Raw genomic sequence first — 21,647 nt, 5'->3', positions numbered from 1 at the left:
ATGCCATTGAATCGATCCATGCCCCTTCAGCCGGCTGTCTTCAGCTGCCTCCAGCTGCCTTTGCGTCCGAGGTCCGCATGATCGAGCGAGATCCCGTACGTGTGGGCGTGCTGTTCTCCGAGACGGGAGTCACCTCCACCATCGGTCTGTCCCAGCTGCACGGCGCCTTGCTGGCGATCGACGAGATCAACGAGGCGGGCGGCATCCACGGCCGCGAACTGGTGCCGGTCCAGTACGACCCCCAGTCCAATCCCCTTCGGTATGCACAGCTGGCCGAGCAGCTCATCCTGCACGACAAGGTCAATGTGATCTTCGGCTGCTACATGTCCAGCAGCCGCAAGGCGGTCATTCCCATCATCGAGAAGTGGAACAAGCTGCTGTTCTATCCCACCCTGTACGAGGGATTCGAGTACTCGGCCAACGTGATCTACACCGGGGCGGCTCCCAACCAGAACAGCGTGCAGCTGGCCGAGTTCATGACCGCCAACTTCGGGGCACGGGTGTACCTGATCGGGTCGGACTACATCTACCCCTACGAATCCAACCGGATCATGGGCGAGCTGGTGCTGCAGCGCCAGGGCAGCGAGAAGCTGGCCGAGCGCTATGTGGCACTGGATGCGACCGAGAAGGACTTTGCCGAGATCATGGTCGACATCCGTCAGAAGCGGCCTGACTTCATCTTCTCCACGGTGGTGGGCGACTCGACGGCAGCGCTCTACCGCGCGTACGCCGACGCTGGATTCGATCCCAAGGTGATGCCCATCGGCAGCCTCACCACGTCCGAGGCCGAGGTCTCCCAGATGGAGCGGGGCCTGGCGACAGGACACTACACATCGGCACCGTATTTCCAGTCCATCGATTCGGCGGCGAACCAGCGTTGCTTGAACAACCTGCGCCGTCGGTTCGGGGAATGCTGCGTGCCCAACCTCTGCTGGGAGGCGTCGTATTTCCAGATGCACATCTTTGCCAACGCCATGCGCCAGTCGGGCAGCGATGACATCACCGAGCTGATGCCGCATGTGCTGGGCAGCGAGTTCGACGCTCCGCAAGGCCGGGTGAAGATCGATCCGACGAATCACCACACCTGTCTGTATCCCCGGATCGGCAGGGTGAATCCGGAGGGGCAGTTCACCATCGTGCGGCAAGCCCGGCGATCGGTGTATCCCGACCCCTACCTGGTCACCCATTCGCTGGGCGACTGGGCAGCCCGGCTGGATGCTCTGGAGTACTGATGGCAGACCGTCCGGAGCACCGAGCACCGCTGCGGGCGACCCCGCAGCAGCTCAAGGAGCTTCGCACGCTGACGGTGGCGGTCATCCACCCGGACGATGCCGACGGCAAACAGCTGACCCAGCAGCTCCAGCGCATCGGTTGCAAGGTGCAGGCCTTCTGGCCGCCTGCCCAGTCGGTCGGCAAGGAGGTCGATGTCGTGTTCGTCGCGGTGCGACCCGACATCCTCAACCTCAACATGGACTGGGCCCATTCTGAAGATGCGCCCACCGTGATCGCGGTGGTGAACTACGAGAACCCCACCATCGTGGAGGTGGTGCTGGGTCTGCAGGCCAAGGCGGTCTTGCCGTCGCCGGTTCGTTCCTTCGGGCTTCTGTCCACGCTGGTCCTGGCCCGCGAAAGCCACAAGGTGGCCAGGACGCTGGCCCGTCGCCTGAAGAAGGTGGAGGCCAAGCTGCTGGGTGTCAGACACATTGCAGATGCCAAGGCCATCCTCATGAAGACGCACCAGGTGTCAGAGACAGAGGCGTATGACCTGATCCGGGATCAGGCGATGACCAAGCGCACCACCACCGAGGAAGTGGCCATGGCGATCGTCGAGGCGCACGAGCTGCTTTCCCTGGCGGTGTCGCCGAAGCCGAGGCCGGGCAGCTGACACGCCGTCCCGGCACCCCGCAAGCGATGTATGGTTCAACTTGTCCCGACCACCGCCATCCAGGAGCCCCCATGAAAACTCTCGAGGATCAGTTGTCCAGCTATGCGGCGTATCACCGTGACCCGAGGAACATCGCGACCCATTTCATCGGCATCCCGCTCATCGTGATGGCGATCACCGTGCTGCTGTCCCGCCCTTCGTTGCCATTCATGGGGCTGGCGATCTCGCCGGCGCTCATCGCGGTGTGCGCTGCCTCTGCCTACTACCTGCGGCTCAGCCGCGGACTGGGGGTCGTCATGGCACTGCTGCTGGGTCTGTGCCTGTGGTTGGGGGCGTGGGCTGCAGCACTGTCAACGCCCGCCTGGCTGTCGCTGGGGGTGGGCGGATTCGTCGTGGGTTGGGTGTTCCAGTTCGTCGGTCACTTCTGGGAGGGTCGCAAGCCCGCTTTTGTCGACGATGTCATGGGGCTGATCATCGGACCGCTGTTTGTGGTCGCCGAGGCGCTTTTCGGCTTTGGACTGCTGAAGGAACTGAAGGGCAGGATCGAGGCCCGGTCCGGGCCCGTCAGGGTCCGCCATGCAGCGGTGCACTGATCGGGCGACGGCCGGGTCTCGGCCTTGAGGCCCCGTCCTGGTGTCCTGCCCGCCGCATCCTCTAGGTGCGGCGCTCGTCCAGCTGCTGCAGCAGTCCTCGCAGCCAGGGCCCTGCCTCCGCACACGACAGGCTCTTCGGGCACACCCGGTACGGCTGCCCGCTGGTGGACGATCGGCTGGCGATGCGGTCGATGAAGGCTTCAGCGGTGTCGACCTCTGCGCCGTAGCGCTCCCATTTGGCCCGCAGAAAGCGGACAGCGTCGCGTGAGCTGGCCCGCCGGCCGTTGCGTTCGAACTGCAGGTCGGTCTGTCGTTCCATGGCCTCCAGCAGGCCCTCGATGCGCTCACGCTCCCTCGTGGGCAACGCCGCAGCAGCGGGGCGGGCCATGACGGCGAGGGCCGCGGCAGCGAGCAGGGCGCGGCGCTTCATGGCCGGCTCTGGCGAATGACCAGGGTCTGCCCCAGGACCGGCAGCACGAAGGCGTCAGGTGGCACACCCAGGCGGTCACGCGCAGCAGGCAGTCCGTCCACCGGCGAGTCGACGGGATCGTCGCAAAGCCGGAAGGTGCCCCAGTGCACGCCGATGGAGCGGCGGCTTTTCACGTCGAGGTGGATGCGCACGGCCTCTTCCTCGTTCACGTGCTGCTGCTGCATGAACCAGCGCGGCAGGTAGCAGCCGACCGGGATCATGGCCAGGTCGAAACCGCCGAAGCGCTGGCCGATCTCGACAAAGTCGGGGGCATAGCCGGTGTCGCCCGCGTAGTACAGGCTGGCCGGTTCTCCGCCCACGGTGGCCTCGACGACAAAGCCGCCCCACAGCGTGGCGCGCCGGTCCCAGGGCGTGCGGCTGGACCAGTGATGGGACGGCACGAAGTGCACAGTGACGTCACCGCCGGGCGCGCGGAGCACCTGGCGGTCCCACCAGTCCATGCGCTGCACCCGGTCGATGCCGGCCTGCGCCATCCAGGTCTCTACGCCCAGTGGGACCACGAACAACGGTGACCCGCCGGCCTGGCGGGCGAGTGCCCGCACGGTACCTTCGTCGAGATGGTCGTAATGGTTGTGGCTGATGAGCACCACGTCGATGCGGGGCAGTCGGGCCAGCGACAGCGGCGCGGGGGTGAGCCGTTTCGGGCCGGCAAAAGAGACCGGTGACGCACGCTGCCCGAGGTGGGGGTCCAGCAGGATGTTCAGTCCGGACACCTGCCACAAGGCCGTGGAATGCCCCAGCCAGGTGACCGTGATGTCCCGACCGGGCTGCTGCAGTCGTTGCAGGTCGGGGGCCTGGCGCAGCACCCGTTCGGGTCGGTCGGGTGGCAGATCTGCCTGCCAGCGTTCCCATTGCCAGCGCCAGAAACTCCCCTGCGCATCGCCATGGGGCGATGCATGGGCGTTGACGAAGCCAACCGGCCGGTGATGGGCACGGGTGGGGTCGTAGGCGGTGTTGGGTGTCGTGCACCCGGTCAGCAGCCACGACAGCAGCAGGGCCGACCACGCGCCCGATCGCAGGCATGCGCGCATCAGAGCATCTCCTGGGGGATCTGGCGCATCAGCGAGAAGCCGATGCGCGTGAGGGCCGGCGTGGACTCGGCCAGCGGCCGGCCGTCGTGCATGCGGGCGATGGCTGCCACGATGGACAAGCCCAGACCGTGGTGGGGCTTGTCCAGCTCGCAGCGTGAGGTGTCCACCCGGAAGAATCGGTCGAACAGCCGGGGCAGCAGATCCTGCGGCACCGGTTCGCCCTGGTTCTCCACCCACAGGCGCACGCCGTCATCCGGGTCCTGATCGAGGTGCACGGTGATCCGCGTGCCGCGGCTGGCATGCCGGATGGCATTGCCCAGCAGGTTGGACAGCGCCCGTTTGATGAGGGGGGCATCCACGGCCGCCTGCTGTTCTCCGACCACCTGCACCGAGAGCTCCGCCTCGCCGAGCGGGGCTTCGTGAAACTCCAGCACCTGGCGGACCAGCTCCGACAGTGCCACGGGCTCACCGCGCCGTGCCTTCACGCCCCGGTCGGCCTGCGCCAGGAACAGCATGTCGTTGACCATGCCGGCCATGCGGTTGAGCTCTTCCAGATTGGACGCCAGGGTGTCGGCCAGTTCGGCCGCCGACCGTTCGCGGCTGAGCGCCAGCTCGGTCTGACCGATCAGGTTGGCCAGGGGCGTCCGCAGCTCGTGGGCCACATCGGCATTGAAGCCTTCGAGCTGCAGGTAGGCCCGCTCCACCCGGCCCATGAGCCCGTTGAACTGGTCGATCACCGGCTGCAGTTCCTCCACCGGCTCGGCCAGGGACAGGCGCTGGTCGAGCCGGCGCACATCGATGGCCCGTGTCTGGTCGGCCACATCGATGAGGGGCCGCAAGCTGCACCTGACCCGCCAGAACGTGCCCCAGCCGGCGAGTGCACCGCCGGCGATCACGAATGCCACCAGCAGCAGCGCCATGCGCTGGCCGGTGCGGGCGTCCTGTGAACAGTCGAGCCAGACCCGGGCCTGCCAGGCTTCTCCCTGGGCCAGGACCATCGTGAAGGCCAGTGACTTGCTGGACCGGGCGGACACGTCGAAGGAGGGCGGCGGGTCCTGGTAGAGCCTGGTGCCTGCCGCGTCCCGCACCTCCACGAAGGTCCCCGGCCGGCGTTCGGCCGACCAGGCCAGCTTGGCCAGGGCTTCGGGCACGCCGCCCCTCTCTTCGCCGGCCCGGGCGATGTCCACCAGCACCTTGGCGTAGTTCTGCAGCTGCTCCTCGTGCTTGGTCTTGAACAGCATCACGTTGACGGCGTAGATGCTCGCCAGCAGCACGCCCAGTCCGACGATGGTCTGCAGCGCGAGCTGCAGCGACAGGCGCCGTCCGATGGAATAGGCGTCGGGGGTCTTCGCGGCACGGGTGTTCATGAGCGCTCCTCCAGCACATACCCCATGCCGCGCACGTTGTGCAGCAGCTTCGGCCGGAACGGGTCGTCCATCTTGGAGCGAAGCCGCCGCACGGCCACCTCCACCACGTTGGTGTCGGAGTCGAAGTTCATGTCCCAGACCTGCTCGGCCAGGGTGGTGCGCGACAGGATCTGGCCCTTGCGGCGCACCAGCAGTGCCAGCAGGGCGAACTCCTTGGCGGTGAGATCCAGCCGTTGTCCTGCGCGCCATGCCTTGCGGCTGATCAGGTCGATCTCGAGGTCGGCCAGGGCCAGCCGGGTGGCTGCCGTCTCGGCATGCTGCGGTCCGCGCCGCAGCAGGGCACCGACACGGGCCAGCAGTTCGGAGAACGCAAACGGCTTGACCAGGTAGTCGTCCGCGCCGGCCTCCAGCCCTTGCACACGGTCTTCCACCCGGTCGCGGGCAGTGAGCATCAGCACCGGTGTCTGGCGCTTCTCGCGCAGGGCGGCCAGCACGCCGAAGCCGTCCACGCCCGGCAGCATGATGTCCAGGATGACCAGCTGGTAGTCGCCCGCCGTGCCCAGGTAGCGGCCTTCGATGCCGTCACGGGCGATGTCCACCGTGTACCCGGCCTCGGACAAGCCGCGCGACACATAGTCCGCCAGCTTCGACTCATCTTCCACGACCAGGATGCGCATGACAGGGGTTTCAGGAGACCAACGACAGGCCGGATTCTCCCGAGGATCGGTGCGGGGCAGGATTACAAACATGTAATCCTGCTGTGCGCCAACTGACAAGGGCGGTTCCTACAGTTCCTCCCATGCCGCGACAACGGCATGTGTCCCCCCTCCACTCTCACAAGGAACTGTCATGAAGATCGCTGCCCGCGCATTCGCTTCCCTCGTCCTCGTCGGCATGGCCGGCGCTGCCATGGCCCAGTCGGCTCCCGCACCCGAACCCAAGACCCGCGCCCAGGTCACCGCTGAAATGCTGGAAGCACGCCGCCTGGGTCTGATGGACACCCAGGTCGAGAACTACCCCCGCCAGGCCACCGCTGCCCAGGCCGAACAGATCCGCCAGGCCGGGCTGAAGGCGGTCAAGGGCCAGACCCAGTTGTCCCTCCGCTGACCTTGTCCGGTTCTCCCAAGGTTGGTCTTGCAGGCGACCCGTTCGGGTCGCCTTTTTTTCATCACGCAGCGGGTCGCACCCGCCGACCCTGGATTGTTCGGGATCTGCAAACAGTGATTCCTGTCCGGGCGTGTTGATGCGGGTGCATGGGGCTCATACAGTGCAGCTCCCGCTCACACCCACACAGCCCTCGACATGAACAGCCCACGCGACGTCGTCACGCCCACCTCCCGCTCCGCCTTGTACGAACGCAATCGCTACTCGCCGGCGATACGCTCCAACGGCTTTCTGTTCGTGTCAGGTCAGGTGGGCAGCCGGGACGATGGCTCACCCGAGCCCGATCTCACCCAGCAGGTTCATCTGGCCTTCCGCCATCTCGACGAGATCCTGGCGGCAGCCGGCTGCAGCTTCTCCGATGTGATCGATGTCACCGTGTTCATGGTGAATCCCGAGCAGAACTTCGAGGTGGCCTGGCCGGTGGTGCAGGCGCACTGGGGCGAGGCGCCGTTCCCGACGCTCACGGGTGTCGGCGTCACCTGGCTGTACGGCTTTCAGTTCGAGATCAAGGTGATTGCCCGGCTGCGGGACTGATCATCCGTGCGCCGGCGGCGGGACTTCGCCGGGGCGCAAGGTCAGCACCTGGAAGCCATCGCGGGTGACGGCCACCGTATGTTCGAACTGCGCCGACAACAGGCCATCTGCGGTCACCACGGTCCAGCCATCGGCTTCGGTGCGGACCGTTGCCTCCCCTTGATTGAGCATCGGCTCGATGGTGAACACCATGCCCTGTCGCAGCCGCAAGCCGGTGCGGGGCTTGCCGTGGTGAAGCACCTGCGGTTCCTCGTGCATTTCCCGGCCGATGCCGTGACCACAGTACTCCCTGACCACCGAGCAACCGTTGCGCCGGGCATGTCGCTGAATCGCGTGACCCACATCACCCAGGGTGGCCCCCGGGCGGACGGCCCGGATGCCCCTCCACATCGCCTCGTATGTCGTCTCCACCAGCTTTCGGGCCGCATCGGAAACCGCGCCCACCAGGTAGGTCTTGCTGGAGTCGGCGATGAATCCGCCCTTCTCCAGGGTGATGTCGAAGTTCACGATGTCGCCGTCCTGGATCCGTTCGGTACCGGAGGGCATCCCGTGACAGACCACGTGGTTGCGCGATGCATTCAAGGCAAACGGATAACCGTACTGCCCTTTGCTGGCGGGGCGTGCACCCAGTTGGCCGACGATGAAGTCGTCGACCCGGTCGTTCACCTCCAGGGTCGACATGCCGATCAGGTTCATGCGATCCAGGTGCTGGAAAACCAGCGCGAGCAACCGGCCCGACTCCGCCATGAGCGCCAGCTCGGAGGGGCCTTTGATCATGGGCTTCTCGGCGCAGGCGCCCTGGGCGACACACCCGCGGTCTTCAGCTCGCGCGTCACCAGGTCATTGAAGCTGACTGTCGGATTCATTTCGCACAACATGCCTATCCTGATCCAGAAGGCTGCCTGAGCGTTGATCGATCGGCAGGACACCGTGGTGGCCCGGCGCAGCTGGTCGTGGAGATCTTCGTCGATGTTTACAATACCCATATACGTATCGTATACGAATCGCATGCACCTTCCCGAAACTTCGTTGGCGCGCCGTGCAGGGCCCATCGCGCTGCTGGGCCTGGCAGGCGTGGTGTCCTTGCTGATGGCTCCGGTGCCGGATGTGCTGCTGGCGCAGGCCCCGGATCTGGCCGCCTGGCCGCCGCTGGCGCAGAAGGGCCTGCTGCTCATCAATCCCGCCTTGCTGGTGCTCGTGTCGGCGCTGGTGGGCGCAGCGCTGGCGCATCGGGTGGGCCTGCACAGCGTGCTGGCGGGGACCGCATTGCCGGCCGGATTCGCCCGCACGGCAGCTCGGGCCGCCAGCCTGGGCGTGGGTCTGGGGCTGCTCCTGGCGGCAGTCGACCGTGCCGTGGCGCCCCTGCTGGGGCCTGCCTGGCAGGCATGGGCCGAGGTTTCTGCCGACGGCACGGCCACCACCCTCATGGGTGTGCTGTACGGCGGCGTGGCCGAGGAGGTGATGCTGCGCTGGTGCGTCATGAGCGCCGTGGCCTGGGCGCTGACACGGGTCTTCCCGTCGGGCGCGCGCGCAGTCTGTCTGCCCGTGGCGATCACCGCTGCCGCGCTGCTGTTTGCGGCCGGCCATCTGCCGGCCCTGGCCGCTCAGGTCGAGCTTTCCACGGCCATCGTCCTGCGAACCCTGCTGCTCAACGCGGTGGCAGGACTGGTCTACGGCGGGCTGTTCTGGCGCTACCACCTTGAGGCAGCGATGGTGGCGCACGCAGCAACGCACCTGGGCATGGCCGGGTGGCGCCTGCTCGCGGCCTGGCCATGACAACGGCCGCCGGTCCTGCCGTCACCTCGGCCACAGGTGCCCCCATGCCCCCGGACAACGCCGACCTCACGCAGCCGCTCCAGGAGCTGGTCGCGCTCCTGCTGCAATGGTCGCCCAGGGAAGGCGTGAACCCGACGCCGCTGCCCGGCGTGCAAGCCATCCGCGTGTCGCGGCCGGGTGACGAGCTGGCGCATGCCTTGCACCAGCCGGCGATCTGCCTGATCGCGCAGGGCGCCAAACGGGTCATGTTGCAGACCCGTGTCTACGACTACGACCCCAGCCGGATGCTGGTGTTCACGGTGGACATGCCGATCAGTGCGCAGGTCACGCGTGCGTCCGCTGACCAGCCCTACCTGTGCTTCCGGCTGGACATCGATCCCGTCCTGGTGGCCGACATCGTGGTTCAGAGCCGCATGAAGCTGTCGGGCACACAGCGGGACCCGTGCGGCCTGTACCTCGCGCCCACCTCGGCAGCGCTGCTCGACGCCGTGCTGCGTCTGATGCGGCTGGCAGACCAGCCCGACGACGCGGCCCTTCTGGCGCCACTGGCCATCCGCGAGATCCTGTTCCGGGTGCTGCAGGGTCCTGAAGGACACAGGCTCGTTGCGGTGGCCACCGGCGAGTCGCACGCCGGCCGGATGGCCCGGGCCATCGGAGAAATGAAGTCGGATCTCCAGGCGCCGTTGCACGTCGACCAGCTGGCCAGGCGGCTGCACATGAGCCCTTCCTCGTTCCGCCAGCGGTTCCGGGCGCTCACCACCATGAGCCCGCTGCAGTACCAGAAGCAACTCCGGCTCCAGGAGGCCAGACGCCTCATGCTGGCTGCCGGCATCGACGCCGCCACGGCATCCCATCGCGTGGGTTATCAAAGCCCGTCGCAGTTCAGCCGGGAATACAAGCGGCAGTTCGGCCGCTCTCCAGCCCGCGACATCCGGCAGCTGCAGCAGACCGGACCGGACGACACGGCCCGCTAGGCCCTGCGGCTGCGCCGTGCGGCGCGCACATTCGGGCAAGTTTTCCGGTGTTTCCGGCTACCGCCACGGGCCGCGCCCTTCCTAGACTGGGCCCATGTTCAACCATGTCGGGAAGGAAGCATGTGCAAGGTCTGGTTCATCACGGGAGCCGGTCGGGGCATCGGTGCCGCGATCGCGCGCAGCGCACTCGAGGCGGGACACCAGGTGGTCGCCACCGGCCGCCACACGGAACACCTGGAGAACACCTTTGCCCCGTATGGCGAAAGGGTCCTGTGTCTTCCGCTGGACGTGACCTGCGAGGCACAGTGCGCGGCGGCGATCGTCCAGGCCACCGACTGGTTCGGACGTATCGACGTGCTGGTCAACAACGCCGGTTACGGCCAGCTGGGCCTGTTCGAGGAGATCCCCGGCCCGGCCATCGTCGACCAGTTCCAGACCAATGTGTTCGGCCTGATGCAGGTCACGCGGGCCGCGCTGCCACAGATGCGTCGTCAGCGCAGTGGCCACATCGTCAACATCGCGTCCATCGGTGGCTTTCGCGGCTTTGAATCGTCGTCCATCTACTGCGCCGCGAAGTTCGCTGTCGAAGGGTTCTCGGAGTCGTTGGCACTGGAGGTCGCCCGTTTCGGGATCAAGGTCACGATCGTCGAGCCGGGCTTCTTCCGCACGGACTTTCTGGATGCCTCGTCCGTTCGCTACGGGGGTGCACCGATCGCTGACTACGACGACCCGCAGGGAGCGGCGCGTGTCGGCTACGAGGCCTGGAACCACCGGCAGCCTGGCGATCCTGCCAGGCTGGGACAAGCGCTGGTGAAACTGGCCGAGCTGGATGAACCTCCCCTTCACTTCCTGGCCGGCTCGGACGCCGTGACCTTCTTTCTGGATACCTTCGCCCGTCGCCAGAGCGACGTGGCGAAGAACATCCTGCTGTCGGCGTCCACCGATTTCCCGCCGGTGTGACGGGGTTCAGCGCACGCCGGCCCGGGCTTCAGTTCTGGAGGAAGTCCAGCAGATCCCGGTTGAAGCGGTCCTTGTGCGTGTCGGTCAGGCCATGCGGCGCGCCGGGGTACACGATCAGCCGGGCGCCCTGGATCCGTGCCGCAGAGGCCTTGCCCGAGATGTCCAGCGGCACGATCTGATCGTCGCTGCCATGAATCACCAGCGTCGGGACATCGAACTTCTCCAGGTCCTTGCGGAAATCGCTGGCGGAGAAGGCGGCGATGGAGTCGTAGGTGTTCTTGTGGCCCGCCTGCATGCCCTGGGCCCACCAGCTGTCGATCAGGCCTTGGGAGACCTGGGCTCCCGGGCGGTTGAAGCCGTAGAACGGGCCGGACGCCAGGTCCCGGTACAGCTGCGACCGGTTCTCGAGCGACGCCTTGCGGATGCCGTCGAACACCGCCAGCGGCAGACCACCCGGGTTGTCGCGGGTCCGCAGCATCATGGGCGGCACGGCGCTGACCAGCACGGCCTTCTTGATGCGGGCGGTGCCATGCCGACCGATGAAGCGCGCCACCTCGCCGCCGCCGGTGGAGAAGCCGACCGCGGTGACGTCCTTCAGGTCCAGCGCCAGGATGACGGCGGCCAGGTCGTCGGCATAGTGGTCCATGTCGTTGCCGGTCCACGGCTGGCTGGACCGGCCATGACCACGGCGGTCGTGTGCGACCACGCGGTAGCCCTTGTCGGCCAGGTGGATCATCTGCGACTCCCAGCTGTCCGAACTAAGGGGCCAGCCGTGGCTGAACGTGACCACAGGGCCATCCTTCGGCCCCCAGTCCTTGTAGTACAGACGGACGTTGTCACGGGTCACGATGTAGTTCCCGTCAATGGAAGCCGCAGCCGCAGTGGATGCGGCGGTCGAGGGCTGGGCAGCATGCGCGGGCAGTGCCGTGTGCATGACCATGGCGAGCATCGAGGCGGCGAGGATTCGGCGGTTGAAGTTCATGGTGGTGTTGTCCTGTGTGGTCGGGTGGAAGGGGCGGGGTCACTCGGCGATGACGAGCGTCACGTCGATGTTGTTGTTGGTGGCGTTGGAGTAGGGACACACGATGTGGGCCCTCTCCACCAGCGGCTGCAGTACGTTGCGGTCCATGCCGGGGGCGAAGATGGACAGCTCTGCTTCGATGCCGAAACCGGTGGCGATCTGTCCGATGCCGACCTTGGCCGTGATGGCCGTGTCGGGCGGCAGCGCCACCTTCTCCTTGCCGGCCACGAACTTCAATGCGCCCAGGAAGCACGCGGAGTAGCCCGCAGCGAAAAGCTGTTCGGGATTGGTGCCGGCGCCGCCAGCGCCGCCCAGTTCGCGCGGAGTGGACAGCTGGACGTCCAGGACGCTGTCGGACGAGGTGGCACGTCCCTCGCGCCCGCCTGTGGCGGTGGCGGTGGCCGTGTAGAGGATCTTTTCAATGGACATGGCAATGGCTCCTGATCGGGGTGGGGTGGTGCCGGGCGACTGCCGCCCGGTGAAGACAAATGTGCCCCGGCTGGCCGTACGATTGGTGATGTAAAGTCCTTGATAGTTGACCTGGAGTACTGAATGAGCGATCGACTGGCGGCCCTGATGACGCACTTCCCGGTGTCGGCGCAGGTCTTCAATGCCGGGCCCCTGTGCGGGATCAACACGCTGGAGAGCGACGGCACCCATGGCCAGCTGCACCTGGTGCGCAGTGGCACGATGACCGTGAGACATGGCCGGTCGGTCCTGGAGATCGACCAGCCCGCCGTGCTCCTTTTTCCGCGGCCGCTGACCCACCAGTTCATCTCCGATGCCGTGCACGGCGCGGACGTGGTCTGCGCGAACCTGCGTTTTGATGGCGGCGAGGACAACCCGATCGCCTCGGCCTTGCCCGATGTCGTGTGCCTGCCGCTGAAGGATGTCGGCGGGTCGGCGCCCGTGCTGGCCCTGCTGTTCGAAGAAGCCTTTGATCAGCGCTGCGGGCGCACCGCGCTGGTGGAGCGGCTGTTCGAAGTGGTGATGATCCAGCTGCTTCGCCAGCTGATGGAGAGTGGCGCGATCAGGGGTGGCCTCATCTCGGGTCTGGCCCATCCCCGGCTGAGGCACGCGCTCGTGGCCATGCACGAGCAGCCGGCCAGGGAATGGTCTCTGCTGGAGCTGGCTGCGGTGGCCGGCATGTCCCGCAGCGTGTTTGCCTCGACCTTTCGCGCCACCGTCGGCACCACGGCAGGACAGTACCTTCAAGGCTGGCGGATCCAGATGGCCCGCACGGCGCTGCGGCGTGGACGCCCTCTCAAGCTGATTGCTGCCGAGGTCGGATACGGCAGCGAGGCGGCACTCTCCCGGGCCTTCAAGGCCCAGACCGGCGAGTCGCCCCGTGAGTGGAAAGGCCACCGGCTCATCCAGGCCGGCCTTCAGCCGCCGACGGCTTCGCCCCGCGGGTGAAGGTCAGCCCTTCGAAGGGGTGGTGCCCAGGCTCTTGCGCAGACGGGGCACCAGCCAGTCGAGCAAGGCGCGCACGCGTGTGGGCATCAGACGGTCCGGCCGGTACAGGATGTTCACCGGCAGCGGTCCGGTCTCGTGGTCGGACAGCACGGTCTTCAGCGCGCCCGATGCCAGGCCTGCACGCGCCTGGTACTCCAGCAGCGAGGCCACCCCGACCCCGGCGATGCAGGCATCGACGGACGTCTCGATCTGGTTGGTCACGAACACCGGCCTCACCGGCACTCTGACGATGCGCCCCTCCAGGCTGAAACGCCAGTCCGGGTCGGGACCGCTGCCCTTGAAGCCGATGCATCGGTGGTCGAGCAGGTCCTGCGGCCGCCGCGGCGTTCCGTGCCGGCGCAGGTAGGCCGGGCTGGCGCAGCAAATCCGGCGGACCGATCCGGCGGGCACTGCCACGAGCGGAGAGTCCGGCAACACCCCGATCCGCACCGCCAGGTCGAGACCTTCCTCCAGCAGGTCCACCACCCGGTCCAGCAGCAGCAGCTCCACGGAAACATCGGGATGCTGCTTGAGGAACGAAGTCACCAGGGGAGCCACGTGCAGGCGGCCGAAGGTGACCGGCGCCGTCAGCGCCAGGCGTCCGCTCAGGGCGCCTTTCTGCTCGCCCAGGGCGGCGTCCGCTTCGTTGACGGCGGCCAGGATGTGGCGACAGCGCTCCGCATAGTCACGGCCTTCCGGGGTCAGTGACAGACGCCGGGTGGTGCGGTTGAGCAGTCGGGTTCCCAGCGATTGCTCCAGCGCAGCCAGCGATCGCACCACCGACGTGAGCGAGGTGCCGGCCGCGTCTGCTGCGGCCGTCAGGCTGCCGGTATCGACGATCCGGACGAACGTTGCAATGGCCTTGAGCTTGTCCATCAGCAGGTGATTGGTGCGATCGGTGGAGTTTTCATGTGCGATCCGGTCTATTTATCTCACGGACCGCCATAAAGATCATAGGGGCCATGAACACCACCCCCACCGCCCCCTTGATCTGCCCCGTCCACGCCACGGCCTACGAACACGTCGGCATACGCGTGTCGGATCCCGACCGGGCCCGACGCTTCTACGAGCGCCTGGGCTTTCGCGAGGAACTGCGCTTCGATGACTACGCCAACGAGATGGCAACGCCGGCGGGCGTGCGCATCAACCTGGTCTTCAATGCGGCCACCCGCACCGACGCCACCAACGTGCTGCAGGACGGGCCGGTGAAGCTGCCGGGCATCACGCACGTGGCCTTCGTCGTGGACGACCTCGATGCCCTGGTGACCTGGCTCCAGGCTGCCGGGATCGCCATCACCGAAGGACCCGGGCCGATCGGTCCGCGCCGCGTGGGCCTGTTCTTCCGGGACCCGGACGGCAACGTCCTTGAATTCAACCAACTTCTGTGAGGACACCATGATCCATCTGTACGACGTCGAACTCTCCGGCAACTGTTACAAGGTGCGGCTGCTGGCGGCACTCGCCGGCATCCCGCTGGCGCTGTGCCCCGTCGACCTGGCGGCCGGCGAGCAGCTGAGCGAACCGTTTCGAGCCATGAACCCCTGGCGCCAGGTGCCTCTGCTGGTCGATGACGGTCTCGTCCTGCGGGACTCGCACGCCATCCTGGTGTATCTGGCTGCGCGTCACGCCCCCGCAGGCTGGTGGCCCGCCGATGCCGCTTCCCAGGCCCGGATCGTGCAATGGCTGTCCACCTCGGCCGGCGAGATCCAGCATGGCCCGGCCTCGGCCCGTCTGGTCGAGAAGTTCGGCTACCAGCTGGACCACGCAGAGGCCGTGCGGCGCAGTGCGGTCGTCCTGCCATTGATCGATGACCACCTGGCCAGCCGCGACTGGCTGGAGCTCGACCGTCCCACCGTGGCCGACTGTGCCTTGTTCCCGTACATCGCATGGGCGCCGGAAGGCCGCATCGGGCTCGAACCGTACCCGGCCATCCGTGCCTGGATCGACCGGATCAAGGCGCTGCCGGGATTCCTCACGGCTCCCGGGATCTGACATGGATCGGCGTGCTCGCCGGCAGGCGCTCGCCCACCACCTCCACCACCCAGTCGACAAAGGCGCGCAGCTTGGCGCTGACATACCGGTTGGGTGGGTAGGCCAGGTACAGCGGCTGGGGGGTGCCGTGCCATGCTTCCAGCACGCGCACCAGTTCTCCCCGTGCGACGTGTTCGTGCGCCATGTAGGTGGGCAGCCGCAACACGCCGAGTCCGGCCAGACCCGCGGCCAGGCAGGCGTTGCCGTCATCCAGTGACACCCGATGGCGGCCTTGCACGGTCACGCCTTCACCGCTCCCGTCGTGCATCACGAAGGGCTCCACGCGGCCCGAACGGTTGCTCAGGAATCCGACGACGCGGTGCTCCGGGTTCTCCAGATCCCCGGGATGCTCGGGCATCCCGTGCCGTTCCAGGTAGCCGGGCGCTGCGTAGGCATGGAACTGCAGCTCGCCGACACGGCGTGCGATCAGCGAAGGGTCCGTGATCTCCCCGGCGCGGATGACGCAGTCCACGCTGTCGCCGATCAGATCCACCATCCGGTCGCTCACCCCCATGTCCAGCTGGATGTCGGGGTGTCGGGCATGAAAGCCCGGCAGTGCCGGCACCAGCACGAAGCGCGCGAGCGGGCTGGGCACGTCCACGCGCAGGCGTCCACGCGGCGAAGCCCGGGCCGTGGACAGGCTGGTCTCGGCGTCATCCAGCTCGGCCAGGATGCGCAGCACACGCTCGTAGTAGGCCGCGCCGTCGGCCGTCACCGCCACCTTGCGCGTCGTCCGGTTGAGCAGCTTCACGCGCAGGTGCGCCTCCAGCTGCTGGATCTGCTGCGTCACGCTGGCCTTGTTCACGCGCAGCGTCTCTGCGGCGCGGGTGAAGCTGCCCGTCTCGACCACACGCGCAAATGCCTGCATCGCATCGAATCGATCCATGGGGGTCCTCGTGTTGCAGCGACGGGCTCCAGGGTGGTGGGTTCAGCGCGCGTTGGCAAGACCCCGCTCTCGAAACAGCTCCTGGAGTGCCTGCGAGGCCTCGATGGCGCGGGGAAAGCCGGCAGGCACCGTGACCAGGTACACGATTTCCTTGAGCTCAGCGGGGTCCACCCCGGCATTGAGCGCATACGCCGCGTGCACCTTGAACTGCTGGCGCATCCCCAGAGAGGCAAACGCCGCCATGGCCGCCAGCTGTCGGGTGCGCACGTCGAGCTGGCTACGGCCCCACACCTCGCCCAGCGCATAACCGGCCGTGGCCTCGGCCAGAAAGGGGAAGTCCTGGCGCATGGCTTCGAAGATGGGTTGTGGTTGCCCGTTGTTCAGGCTGCGCAGCACCTCCTCGCCTCGGGCGACCCGGGTCTCCGTCGTCGGCGGGTCGGTCCGGGCCAGCAGGGCCGTGCAGGACAGCAGCAGGGCTGCGCCCATGCAGGCTCTGAGCTTGGCGCGTGTGGGGTACGTCCGGATCCTGAAAGATGGGGTGTGCATGCGGCCTCGCCTGAAAAAAATCAGGTGGATGATGAGCCGCGAGGCCCGGTCGGGCTTGCCTGAAACAGCACACTCCTTGCCCATTCGGATCCGGCGGTGCAACAGCAAAAAAGCCCCTGCAGTGGCCTGCAGGGGCTTGGGTGTCGCTGGCGGTGGAGGTAGACCGCCACGAACGTGTATCAATTCTGTCGAGCGAGCAGTAAATCGCGTTCGCCGTACATACATAAAAGAAAGCGTGCAAGTTTGGCCGACTGTGGTCTCCGTGGACGATGGCGGATGTCTCAAAATTCTTGTACCAGCGCTGGAACGAGCTCAGCGACCAGCTATTCAAAAAAATGCGCGCGCGTGTGCCCGCGCGCGCAAAAAAGGAAATCTGGGGCTGAGTCCAGCAAGCGGGTCTGGGAATGCCCTGCCGGTAGACGTACGCCCACGCTCAAAATTTTCGGGACATATGCTGCTGCGGTCTGTTTCAGCGCGACACGAGCCAATGCTTACTTCGTCCGGGCGTATTTCCGGAAATGCCCCGGCACCTCTCTGTAGCCGACCATCAGCAACTCCAACCCTGCGCGAGGCGCTCGTGCCAGTGCAAAGTCGATGGCATCGGTGATCCAGGCCTGGTTGTTGCCAAAGGCTCCACCACCTAGCCCAGTCAACAGGACCCTTCTGGACTTCCCTTTGGACGCGTCAGCCAAAGCGGCGAGTAGAGTCGCCTCATAGGCCGCTTCGAGCACCAGGCGAGCCAGAGGCTCCCAGTGCTCGGGTTCGATCCGGTTGTAAGCCACCGGCACCGCGGAGCAATAGACCTGACTGACCTGATGCCGTTTTTCCGGCGGCATGTCGGTGACGTCTACGTCGCGATGCCATCCCACCTTGATCAGACGGCGAAGGCGATCCCGCTGAGATTCACCGGTCCCGCGAAGGTACGAGGCGACAGCCTTTAAACCTTCGGGTTTGGCCATGGTGTAGCCGTTGCGCATGGTCCAGAAGGAGGAGGCTGGCAGCCCCAGGGTGCTCGCCAGCTCTTCCTCTAGTGCGTCCAGGGCATTGAGCTGCCGCGTCGCCGACTGGCCCAACTGCCCATCAATCGGAACCAGGTAGTTACGCCAGATGGTTCCGGCGCCTGCTGCGATGGCGCAGGCGGGCCCCTGGGTGCGGTCATGGACGTAGCGCGTTACGCCCTTCTCAGGAGAAACATCCGGCCCCACCATCTCCAGCGAGTTGAACTGCGATGCAACCTGAAACGTCGCACCTGCATTTTCAGGATCGCTGTGCAAGGCGCGTGCATCGCCCAGAACGACGCGCACGCTGTTGGGACCCATATCTGCTCCGCTCGCAACCTGCCGAAGCTCTTCCAGCGAAATCAAGGAAAAGTGACCAAAGGAGTGGCCATGACCATCCCGTTTGGAGATGATCTGGTTATCTCGAACCAGCAAACTCTGTTGAGTCCTCTCGTAGCTTTCCTCTGTGAAGCCGGTGATGTCGGCGAACCAATCTGTATGCGCGTTCATGGAGTGTTGGGGTGCCCTGAGGTCGAAGCCCTGTAGGACAGGGAAGTTGAAGGAGCGCCATAGTCAATGGACGGGCTCGATCCTCCAAGCATCGATAACCCGTACCTCAAGGTGCAGATGTAAAGAACAGGCATCAAGTGATGCAGCGCCACCGATGCAAGTGTTCAAGACGACCACTCAGATCGAGTGCCAACAGAGGGCATAACTCCCTCCAACCAGGCTGTCGTCATGCCAGTCCCGATGTACTAGAGGTCACAGCTGACCTATCTCGCCTACTTCACCGCCAGGGAGAAGCACATGAGCGAACGTTGGTGTAGCGGCTGCGGGCAAATGTTCTCACCCCGCCCTCAGAGTCCAAGGCAGGCTTATTGTTCGACCAAGAGCTGTCAGGTGGCAAGAAAGCTCCTATGGCAAAAGACCAAGCGTAAAAGTGATCATGACTACGCCGAGAACCAGAAGAAGGCTGCAGCCGCGTGGACCCAGCGCAATCCTGAGCACTGGCAGCGCGCAAGGAGTGCAAGAAAGCAGGCTCAAGATCAGGCAGGCGAATCAGCGAGTCAACTGTTCACGAGACTCATCGTCAGTCTGTTGAGGTTGTTTGAGTACGCGTCATCACAGCTCAAAGGCACTGAATCCAACCATCCAGGCGAATCTCCGATACCGCTCCATTGTGAAATCACCATCGCACAGGCCGGTGAGCCGCCTGTCAGTGTGACCATGCGCGTCGAGCTTGATTTCAAGCGGCACAAGTCTTCACCAAAAGCGCCGCAAGAGACGACTTGATAGCAGTGCCGATCCTGCGCTGATAACTTTTCAGTCGTGCTGTATGGCAATGCGAGGTGATTCCACCTGGGTTGCACAGACGGCGGTCGGAGAGGGCGTATGCCGCATCCTGGTACTCCAGACTCAACCGGACTCACCCCCGCTGCAGCCTATGTGCGCATGTCCACAGAGCATCAGCAATACTCCACGGACAACCAGCGCGACAGGATCCTGGCCTATGCCCATCAACGGGGGATGGAGGTCGTGCGCACATTCGCAGACGAGGGCAAGAGTGGGCTGAGGATCGATGGCCGTGACGCCCTCAAAGGCCTGATCAGAACGGTGGAGTCCGGTGCTGCAGACTTCAGCGTCATCCTGGTCTATGACGTCAGCCGCTGGGGCAGATTTCAGGATGCGGACGAGAGCGCCTACTACGAGTACGTTTGCAGGCGAGCCGGGATCCAAGTGATTTACTGTGCCGAGCAGTTTGAGAACGACGGCTCTCCAGTCTCGACCATCGTCAAGGGTGTGAAGCGGGCGATGGCGGGTGAGTACAGCAGAGAGCTTTCATCCAAGGTTTTCGCCGGTCAGTGTCGTCTCATCGAGATGGGCTACCGCCAAGGTGGGACTGCCGGGTATGGGCTTCGTCGGGTGCTACTCGATCAGACGGGTCAGGAGAAGGGCGCGCTCAAGCGCGGTGAACATAAGAGTCTTCAGACCGACCGGGTGATTCTTCGTCCCGGACCCACAGGCGAGACACAGATCGTTCAGAACATCTACACCTGGTTTATCGAAGCGGGCTTGGGTGAGAAAAGCATTGCAGAGCGTTTAAACGCAGCCGGTATTCCTGCAGAACGTGGAGGTCCTTGGACTCGGGGCTTAGTCCATGGCGTTCTTACCAATGAGAAGTACATCGGGAATAACCTCTTCAACCGAACCTCGTTCAAGCTCAAGAAGCTCCACGTAGTCAACGCCCCGGAGATGTGGATCCGCAAGGAAGGCGCATTCGAGCCACTGGTCGACAAGGCGACTTTCTACACAGCACAAGGGATCATCCGCAGCCGATATCGGCGCTTTTCTGACGAGGAGTTGCTGGTCAAGCTCAAGTCCTTGCTGGACCAGAAAGGATTCCTATCCGGGTTCGTGATCAACGAATCCGATGGGATGCCGCCCGCATCAGCATACGCGAGCAGGTTTGGCAGCTTGATTCGGGCCTACGGCCTGGTGGGCTTTCAACCACTGCGAGATTACCGGTACCTTCACATCAACAGGGTGCTTCGCCGCCTGTACCCCGAAATCGTCAAGACGACCATTGCGTCTATCCATGAGCTCCATGGGCATGTTCACCTGGACGAGCAATCTGATCTGCTGACCATCAACTCCGAGTTCACTGTATCCATGGTCCTTGCCAGATGCGAGAGCACAGAGGCAGGACGCAGGCACTGGAAGGTTCGCATGGACGCCGGACTCGATCCTGATGTCACGGTTGCCATCCGCCTGGATCCTGAGAACCAGGTCCCATTAGATTACTACCTGCTGCCTCGCTTGGAATCCGCCGCCAATCGTCTACGACTGAGGGAGAACAACAGTTTTGAGCTGGAGGCGTTCCGGTTCGAGAGCCTCGAGTACCTCTACCAGATGGGCGCGCAGATTCACCTGCGCAAGTTGGCATGAGCAAACCAGTGGATGGAAAAGAGGTTCGGATCATTCCGATCGGTAGGATCGCGGTGCTTAACCCGAGAGAGCGAAACGTTGAAATCTTCGCTGAGATCGTGGAGAGCATCAAAAGCGTGGGTCTCAAGAAGCCGATCACAGTCACTTCGAGCATCGGTGAGGATGGGGTCGAGAGCTTCAAGCTCGTCTGTGGCGAGGGCAGGCTCAGAGCATTCACGCAACTCGGCCAAACCCAGATTCCTGCGATCGTGGTTCAAGCATCCGAGGAAGATGCGTTCATCATGGGTCTCGCGGAGAACCTGGCCAGACGCCGGTACAGACCTCTAGAGCTGATAACCGGCATCAGGTTGCTGAACTCAAAGGGGTACTCGCCATCCGAGATTGGTCGTAAGACAGGATTGTCCAGGGAATACGTAGCCAATCTTGTTCTGTTGATCGAGAAGGGGGAGGAGCGGATCCTAGCTGCCGTAGAGGCTGGACACCTGCCCATCAAAGCAGCCATTGAAATCATCGAGGCTGGAGTAGATGACAAGGCGCTGCAGCTCACGCTGCATGAGGCCTACGTCTCTGGGGAGCTCCGCGGCCAACAGCTTCTGGAGGTTCGTAAGGTACTCCAGCAACGGGCGCAGTATGGGAAGGCTTGCGGAGGGGCTGGATCTCACAAAAGGTCACCCATAACTCCCAGCGGACTCGTGCGTGCCTACCGCCAAGAGGTCGAGCGTCAGCGATTGGTCGTGCGCCGAGGCGCCCAAGCCCAGGAGCGATTAATGGTGGTGGTCAGCGCCATGCGCACCTTGCTCGCCGACGAGAATTTTGTGACCCTGCTGCGAGCAGAGGGATTGGAAACGCTGCCCAAGTACCTCGCAGAGCGGATCTCACCAGCTTATCAAGGGGGCCGACGATGAATCCTGTCTCCCTGGGCTTTCTCCCGAAGGTGATTGAGGTGCAGCTCGATAACTTGCTGCCACTCAAGGTGTTTGCAGTCACCCT

Annotated in this window: 26 protein-coding genes; 14 read left to right on the top strand and 12 right to left on the bottom strand. The window is 64.9% G+C overall.

The features are described 5' to 3' along the window. The first annotated feature begins 77 nt into the window (after nucleotides 1–77). The 3 genes from WD026_RS08550 to WD026_RS08540 all read left to right on the top strand — a co-directional run bounded on the left by WD026_RS08550 (nucleotide 78) and on the right by WD026_RS08540 (nucleotide 2,478). Complete coding sequence (locus WD026_RS08550) at nucleotides 78–1,232, top strand: transporter substrate-binding domain-containing protein (RefSeq protein ID WP_425723248.1); 1,155 nt, start codon at nucleotides 78–80, stop codon at nucleotides 1,230–1,232. After that, nucleotides 1,232–1,885, top strand: coding sequence for an ANTAR domain-containing response regulator (locus WD026_RS08545; protein WP_425723247.1), 654 nt, complete (start codon nucleotides 1,232–1,234; stop codon nucleotides 1,883–1,885). Before WD026_RS08550 ends, WD026_RS08545 begins: the two co-directional genes overlap by 1 nt. 71 nt (nucleotides 1,886–1,956) lie before the next feature. Further along, on the top strand, nucleotides 1,957–2,478 hold the full coding sequence (locus WD026_RS08540) for a DUF962 domain-containing protein (protein ID WP_425723246.1): 522 nt from the start codon (nucleotides 1,957–1,959) through the stop codon (nucleotides 2,476–2,478). Nucleotides 2,479–2,539: 61 nt separating this feature from the next. On the opposite strand, the gene WD026_RS08535 is transcribed toward WD026_RS08540, so the two are convergent. Genes WD026_RS08535 through WD026_RS08520 form a run of 4 tightly spaced genes read right to left on the bottom strand, consistent with a single transcriptional unit; the run spans nucleotide 2,540 to nucleotide 6,043 of the window. After that, nucleotides 2,540–2,908 (bottom strand): DUF5329 family protein, encoded by a 369-nt coding sequence (locus tag WD026_RS08535; RefSeq protein ID WP_425723245.1) that lies wholly within the window; start codon nucleotides 2,906–2,908, stop codon nucleotides 2,540–2,542. Further along, on the bottom strand, nucleotides 2,905–3,999 hold the full coding sequence (locus WD026_RS08530; protein ID WP_425723244.1) for an MBL fold metallo-hydrolase: 1,095 nt from the start codon (nucleotides 3,997–3,999) through the stop codon (nucleotides 2,905–2,907). The genes WD026_RS08535 and WD026_RS08530 overlap by 4 nt, the downstream gene beginning before the upstream one ends. Continuing rightward, a complete protein-coding gene (locus WD026_RS08525) occupies nucleotides 3,999–5,366 on the bottom strand; it encodes a heavy metal sensor histidine kinase (protein WP_425723243.1) in 1,368 nt (455 codons plus the stop codon). Before WD026_RS08525 ends, WD026_RS08530 begins: the two co-directional genes overlap by 1 nt. Then, nucleotides 5,363–6,043, bottom strand: coding sequence for a heavy metal response regulator transcription factor (locus tag WD026_RS08520; RefSeq protein ID WP_425723242.1), 681 nt, complete (start codon nucleotides 6,041–6,043; stop codon nucleotides 5,363–5,365). Before WD026_RS08520 ends, WD026_RS08525 begins: the two co-directional genes overlap by 4 nt. Nucleotides 6,044–6,215: 172 nt before the next feature. Between WD026_RS08520 and WD026_RS08515 the strand changes: the two genes are divergently transcribed. Both WD026_RS08515 and WD026_RS08510 read left to right on the top strand, forming a co-directional pair. Next, nucleotides 6,216–6,473, top strand: coding sequence for a DUF4148 domain-containing protein (locus tag WD026_RS08515; protein ID WP_425723241.1), 258 nt, complete (start codon nucleotides 6,216–6,218; stop codon nucleotides 6,471–6,473). 195 nt (nucleotides 6,474–6,668) lie between these two features. After that, nucleotides 6,669–7,064, top strand: coding sequence for a RidA family protein (locus WD026_RS08510; protein ID WP_425723240.1), 396 nt, complete (start codon nucleotides 6,669–6,671; stop codon nucleotides 7,062–7,064). On the opposite strand, the gene map is transcribed toward WD026_RS08510, so the two are convergent. Both map and WD026_RS08500 read right to left on the bottom strand, forming a co-directional pair. Continuing rightward, entirely contained in the window at nucleotides 7,065–7,841 is a 777-nt protein-coding gene (map, locus tag WD026_RS08505; RefSeq protein WP_425723239.1) for a type I methionyl aminopeptidase, read from the bottom strand. Further along, nucleotides 7,838–8,050, bottom strand: a complete 213-nt coding sequence (locus tag WD026_RS08500) for a ParD-like family protein (protein WP_425723739.1) — start codon at nucleotides 8,048–8,050, stop codon at nucleotides 7,838–7,840. The genes map and WD026_RS08500 overlap by 4 nt, the downstream gene beginning before the upstream one ends. A gap of 22 nt (nucleotides 8,051–8,072) precedes the next feature. Here WD026_RS08500 and WD026_RS08495 point away from each other — a divergent pair, with 22 nt between their 5' ends. The 3 genes from WD026_RS08495 to WD026_RS08485 all read left to right on the top strand — a co-directional run bounded on the left by WD026_RS08495 (nucleotide 8,073) and on the right by WD026_RS08485 (nucleotide 10,774). Beyond that, entirely contained in the window at nucleotides 8,073–8,840 is a 768-nt protein-coding gene (locus WD026_RS08495) for a CPBP family glutamic-type intramembrane protease (RefSeq protein ID WP_425723238.1), read from the top strand. A 44-nt stretch (nucleotides 8,841–8,884) separates the two neighbouring features. Further along, on the top strand, nucleotides 8,885–9,814 hold the full coding sequence (locus WD026_RS08490; RefSeq protein ID WP_425723237.1) for an AraC family transcriptional regulator: 930 nt from the start codon (nucleotides 8,885–8,887) through the stop codon (nucleotides 9,812–9,814). 120 nt (nucleotides 9,815–9,934) lie between these two features. Beyond that, on the top strand, nucleotides 9,935–10,774 hold the full coding sequence (locus tag WD026_RS08485; protein WP_425723236.1) for an SDR family NAD(P)-dependent oxidoreductase: 840 nt from the start codon (nucleotides 9,935–9,937) through the stop codon (nucleotides 10,772–10,774). Between the two features lie 28 nt (nucleotides 10,775–10,802). On the opposite strand, the gene WD026_RS08480 is transcribed toward WD026_RS08485, so the two are convergent. Beyond that, on the bottom strand, nucleotides 10,803–11,756 hold the full coding sequence (locus tag WD026_RS08480; protein WP_425723235.1) for an alpha/beta fold hydrolase: 954 nt from the start codon (nucleotides 11,754–11,756) through the stop codon (nucleotides 10,803–10,805). A 39-nt stretch (nucleotides 11,757–11,795) separates the two neighbouring features. Then, complete coding sequence (locus tag WD026_RS08475; protein WP_425723234.1) at nucleotides 11,796–12,224, bottom strand: organic hydroperoxide resistance protein; 429 nt, start codon at nucleotides 12,222–12,224, stop codon at nucleotides 11,796–11,798. 123 nt (nucleotides 12,225–12,347) lie between these two features. Between WD026_RS08475 and WD026_RS08470 the strand changes: the two genes are divergently transcribed. After that, complete coding sequence (locus tag WD026_RS08470) at nucleotides 12,348–13,211, top strand: AraC family transcriptional regulator (protein WP_425723233.1); 864 nt, start codon at nucleotides 12,348–12,350, stop codon at nucleotides 13,209–13,211. A 3-nt stretch (nucleotides 13,212–13,214) separates the two neighbouring features. Here WD026_RS08470 and WD026_RS08465 read toward each other — a convergent pair whose 3' ends face one another. Further along, nucleotides 13,215–14,126, bottom strand: coding sequence for a LysR family transcriptional regulator (locus tag WD026_RS08465; RefSeq protein ID WP_425723232.1), 912 nt, complete (start codon nucleotides 14,124–14,126; stop codon nucleotides 13,215–13,217). 86 nt (nucleotides 14,127–14,212) lie between these two features. Between WD026_RS08465 and WD026_RS08460 the strand changes: the two genes are divergently transcribed. Then, a complete protein-coding gene (locus WD026_RS08460) occupies nucleotides 14,213–14,638 on the top strand; it encodes a VOC family protein (RefSeq protein WP_425723231.1) in 426 nt (141 codons plus the stop codon). A gap of 7 nt (nucleotides 14,639–14,645) precedes the next feature. Beyond that, nucleotides 14,646–15,242: a glutathione S-transferase family protein gene (locus WD026_RS08455; RefSeq protein ID WP_425723230.1), complete on the top strand. Its 597-nt coding sequence runs from the start codon at nucleotides 14,646–14,648 to the stop codon at nucleotides 15,240–15,242. Here the strand turns inward: WD026_RS08455 and WD026_RS08450 are convergent. The 3 genes from WD026_RS08450 to WD026_RS08440 all read right to left on the bottom strand — a co-directional run bounded on the left by WD026_RS08450 (nucleotide 15,223) and on the right by WD026_RS08440 (nucleotide 18,221). Then, entirely contained in the window at nucleotides 15,223–16,167 is a 945-nt protein-coding gene (locus WD026_RS08450) for a LysR substrate-binding domain-containing protein (protein ID WP_425723229.1), read from the bottom strand. The two genes, WD026_RS08455 and WD026_RS08450, sit on opposite strands and share 20 nt — an antisense overlap. 42 nt (nucleotides 16,168–16,209) lie before the next feature. Then, nucleotides 16,210–16,653 carry a carboxymuconolactone decarboxylase family protein gene (locus WD026_RS08445; protein WP_425723228.1) on the bottom strand — a complete coding sequence of 148 codons (444 nt, stop codon included), beginning with the start codon at nucleotides 16,651–16,653 and terminating at the stop codon, nucleotides 16,210–16,212. A gap of 551 nt (nucleotides 16,654–17,204) precedes the next feature. Beyond that, nucleotides 17,205–18,221, bottom strand: a complete 1,017-nt coding sequence (locus tag WD026_RS08440) for a hypothetical protein (RefSeq protein WP_425723227.1) — start codon at nucleotides 18,219–18,221, stop codon at nucleotides 17,205–17,207. 297 nt (nucleotides 18,222–18,518) lie between these two features. Here WD026_RS08440 and WD026_RS08435 point away from each other — a divergent pair, with 297 nt between their 5' ends. The 3 genes from WD026_RS08435 (at nucleotide 18,519) to WD026_RS08425 (ending at nucleotide 21,562) form a co-directional block, all read left to right on the top strand. After that, nucleotides 18,519–19,004 (top strand): hypothetical protein, encoded by a 486-nt coding sequence (locus WD026_RS08435; protein ID WP_425723226.1) that lies wholly within the window; start codon nucleotides 18,519–18,521, stop codon nucleotides 19,002–19,004. Nucleotides 19,005–19,103: 99 nt separating this feature from the next. Further along, nucleotides 19,104–20,657 carry a recombinase family protein gene (locus WD026_RS08430; protein WP_425723225.1) on the top strand — a complete coding sequence of 518 codons (1,554 nt, stop codon included), beginning with the start codon at nucleotides 19,104–19,106 and terminating at the stop codon, nucleotides 20,655–20,657. After that, nucleotides 20,654–21,562, top strand: coding sequence for a ParB/RepB/Spo0J family partition protein (locus WD026_RS08425; RefSeq protein WP_425723224.1), 909 nt, complete (start codon nucleotides 20,654–20,656; stop codon nucleotides 21,560–21,562). Before WD026_RS08430 ends, WD026_RS08425 begins: the two co-directional genes overlap by 4 nt. Nucleotides 21,563–21,647: the final 85 nt, after the last annotated feature.

Source organism: Hydrogenophaga sp. R2, assembly GCF_049843595.1.
Lineage (GTDB): Bacteria > Pseudomonadota > Gammaproteobacteria > Burkholderiales > Burkholderiaceae_C > Hydrogenophaga.
This window is presented reverse-complemented; position numbering and strand designations above follow the sequence as displayed.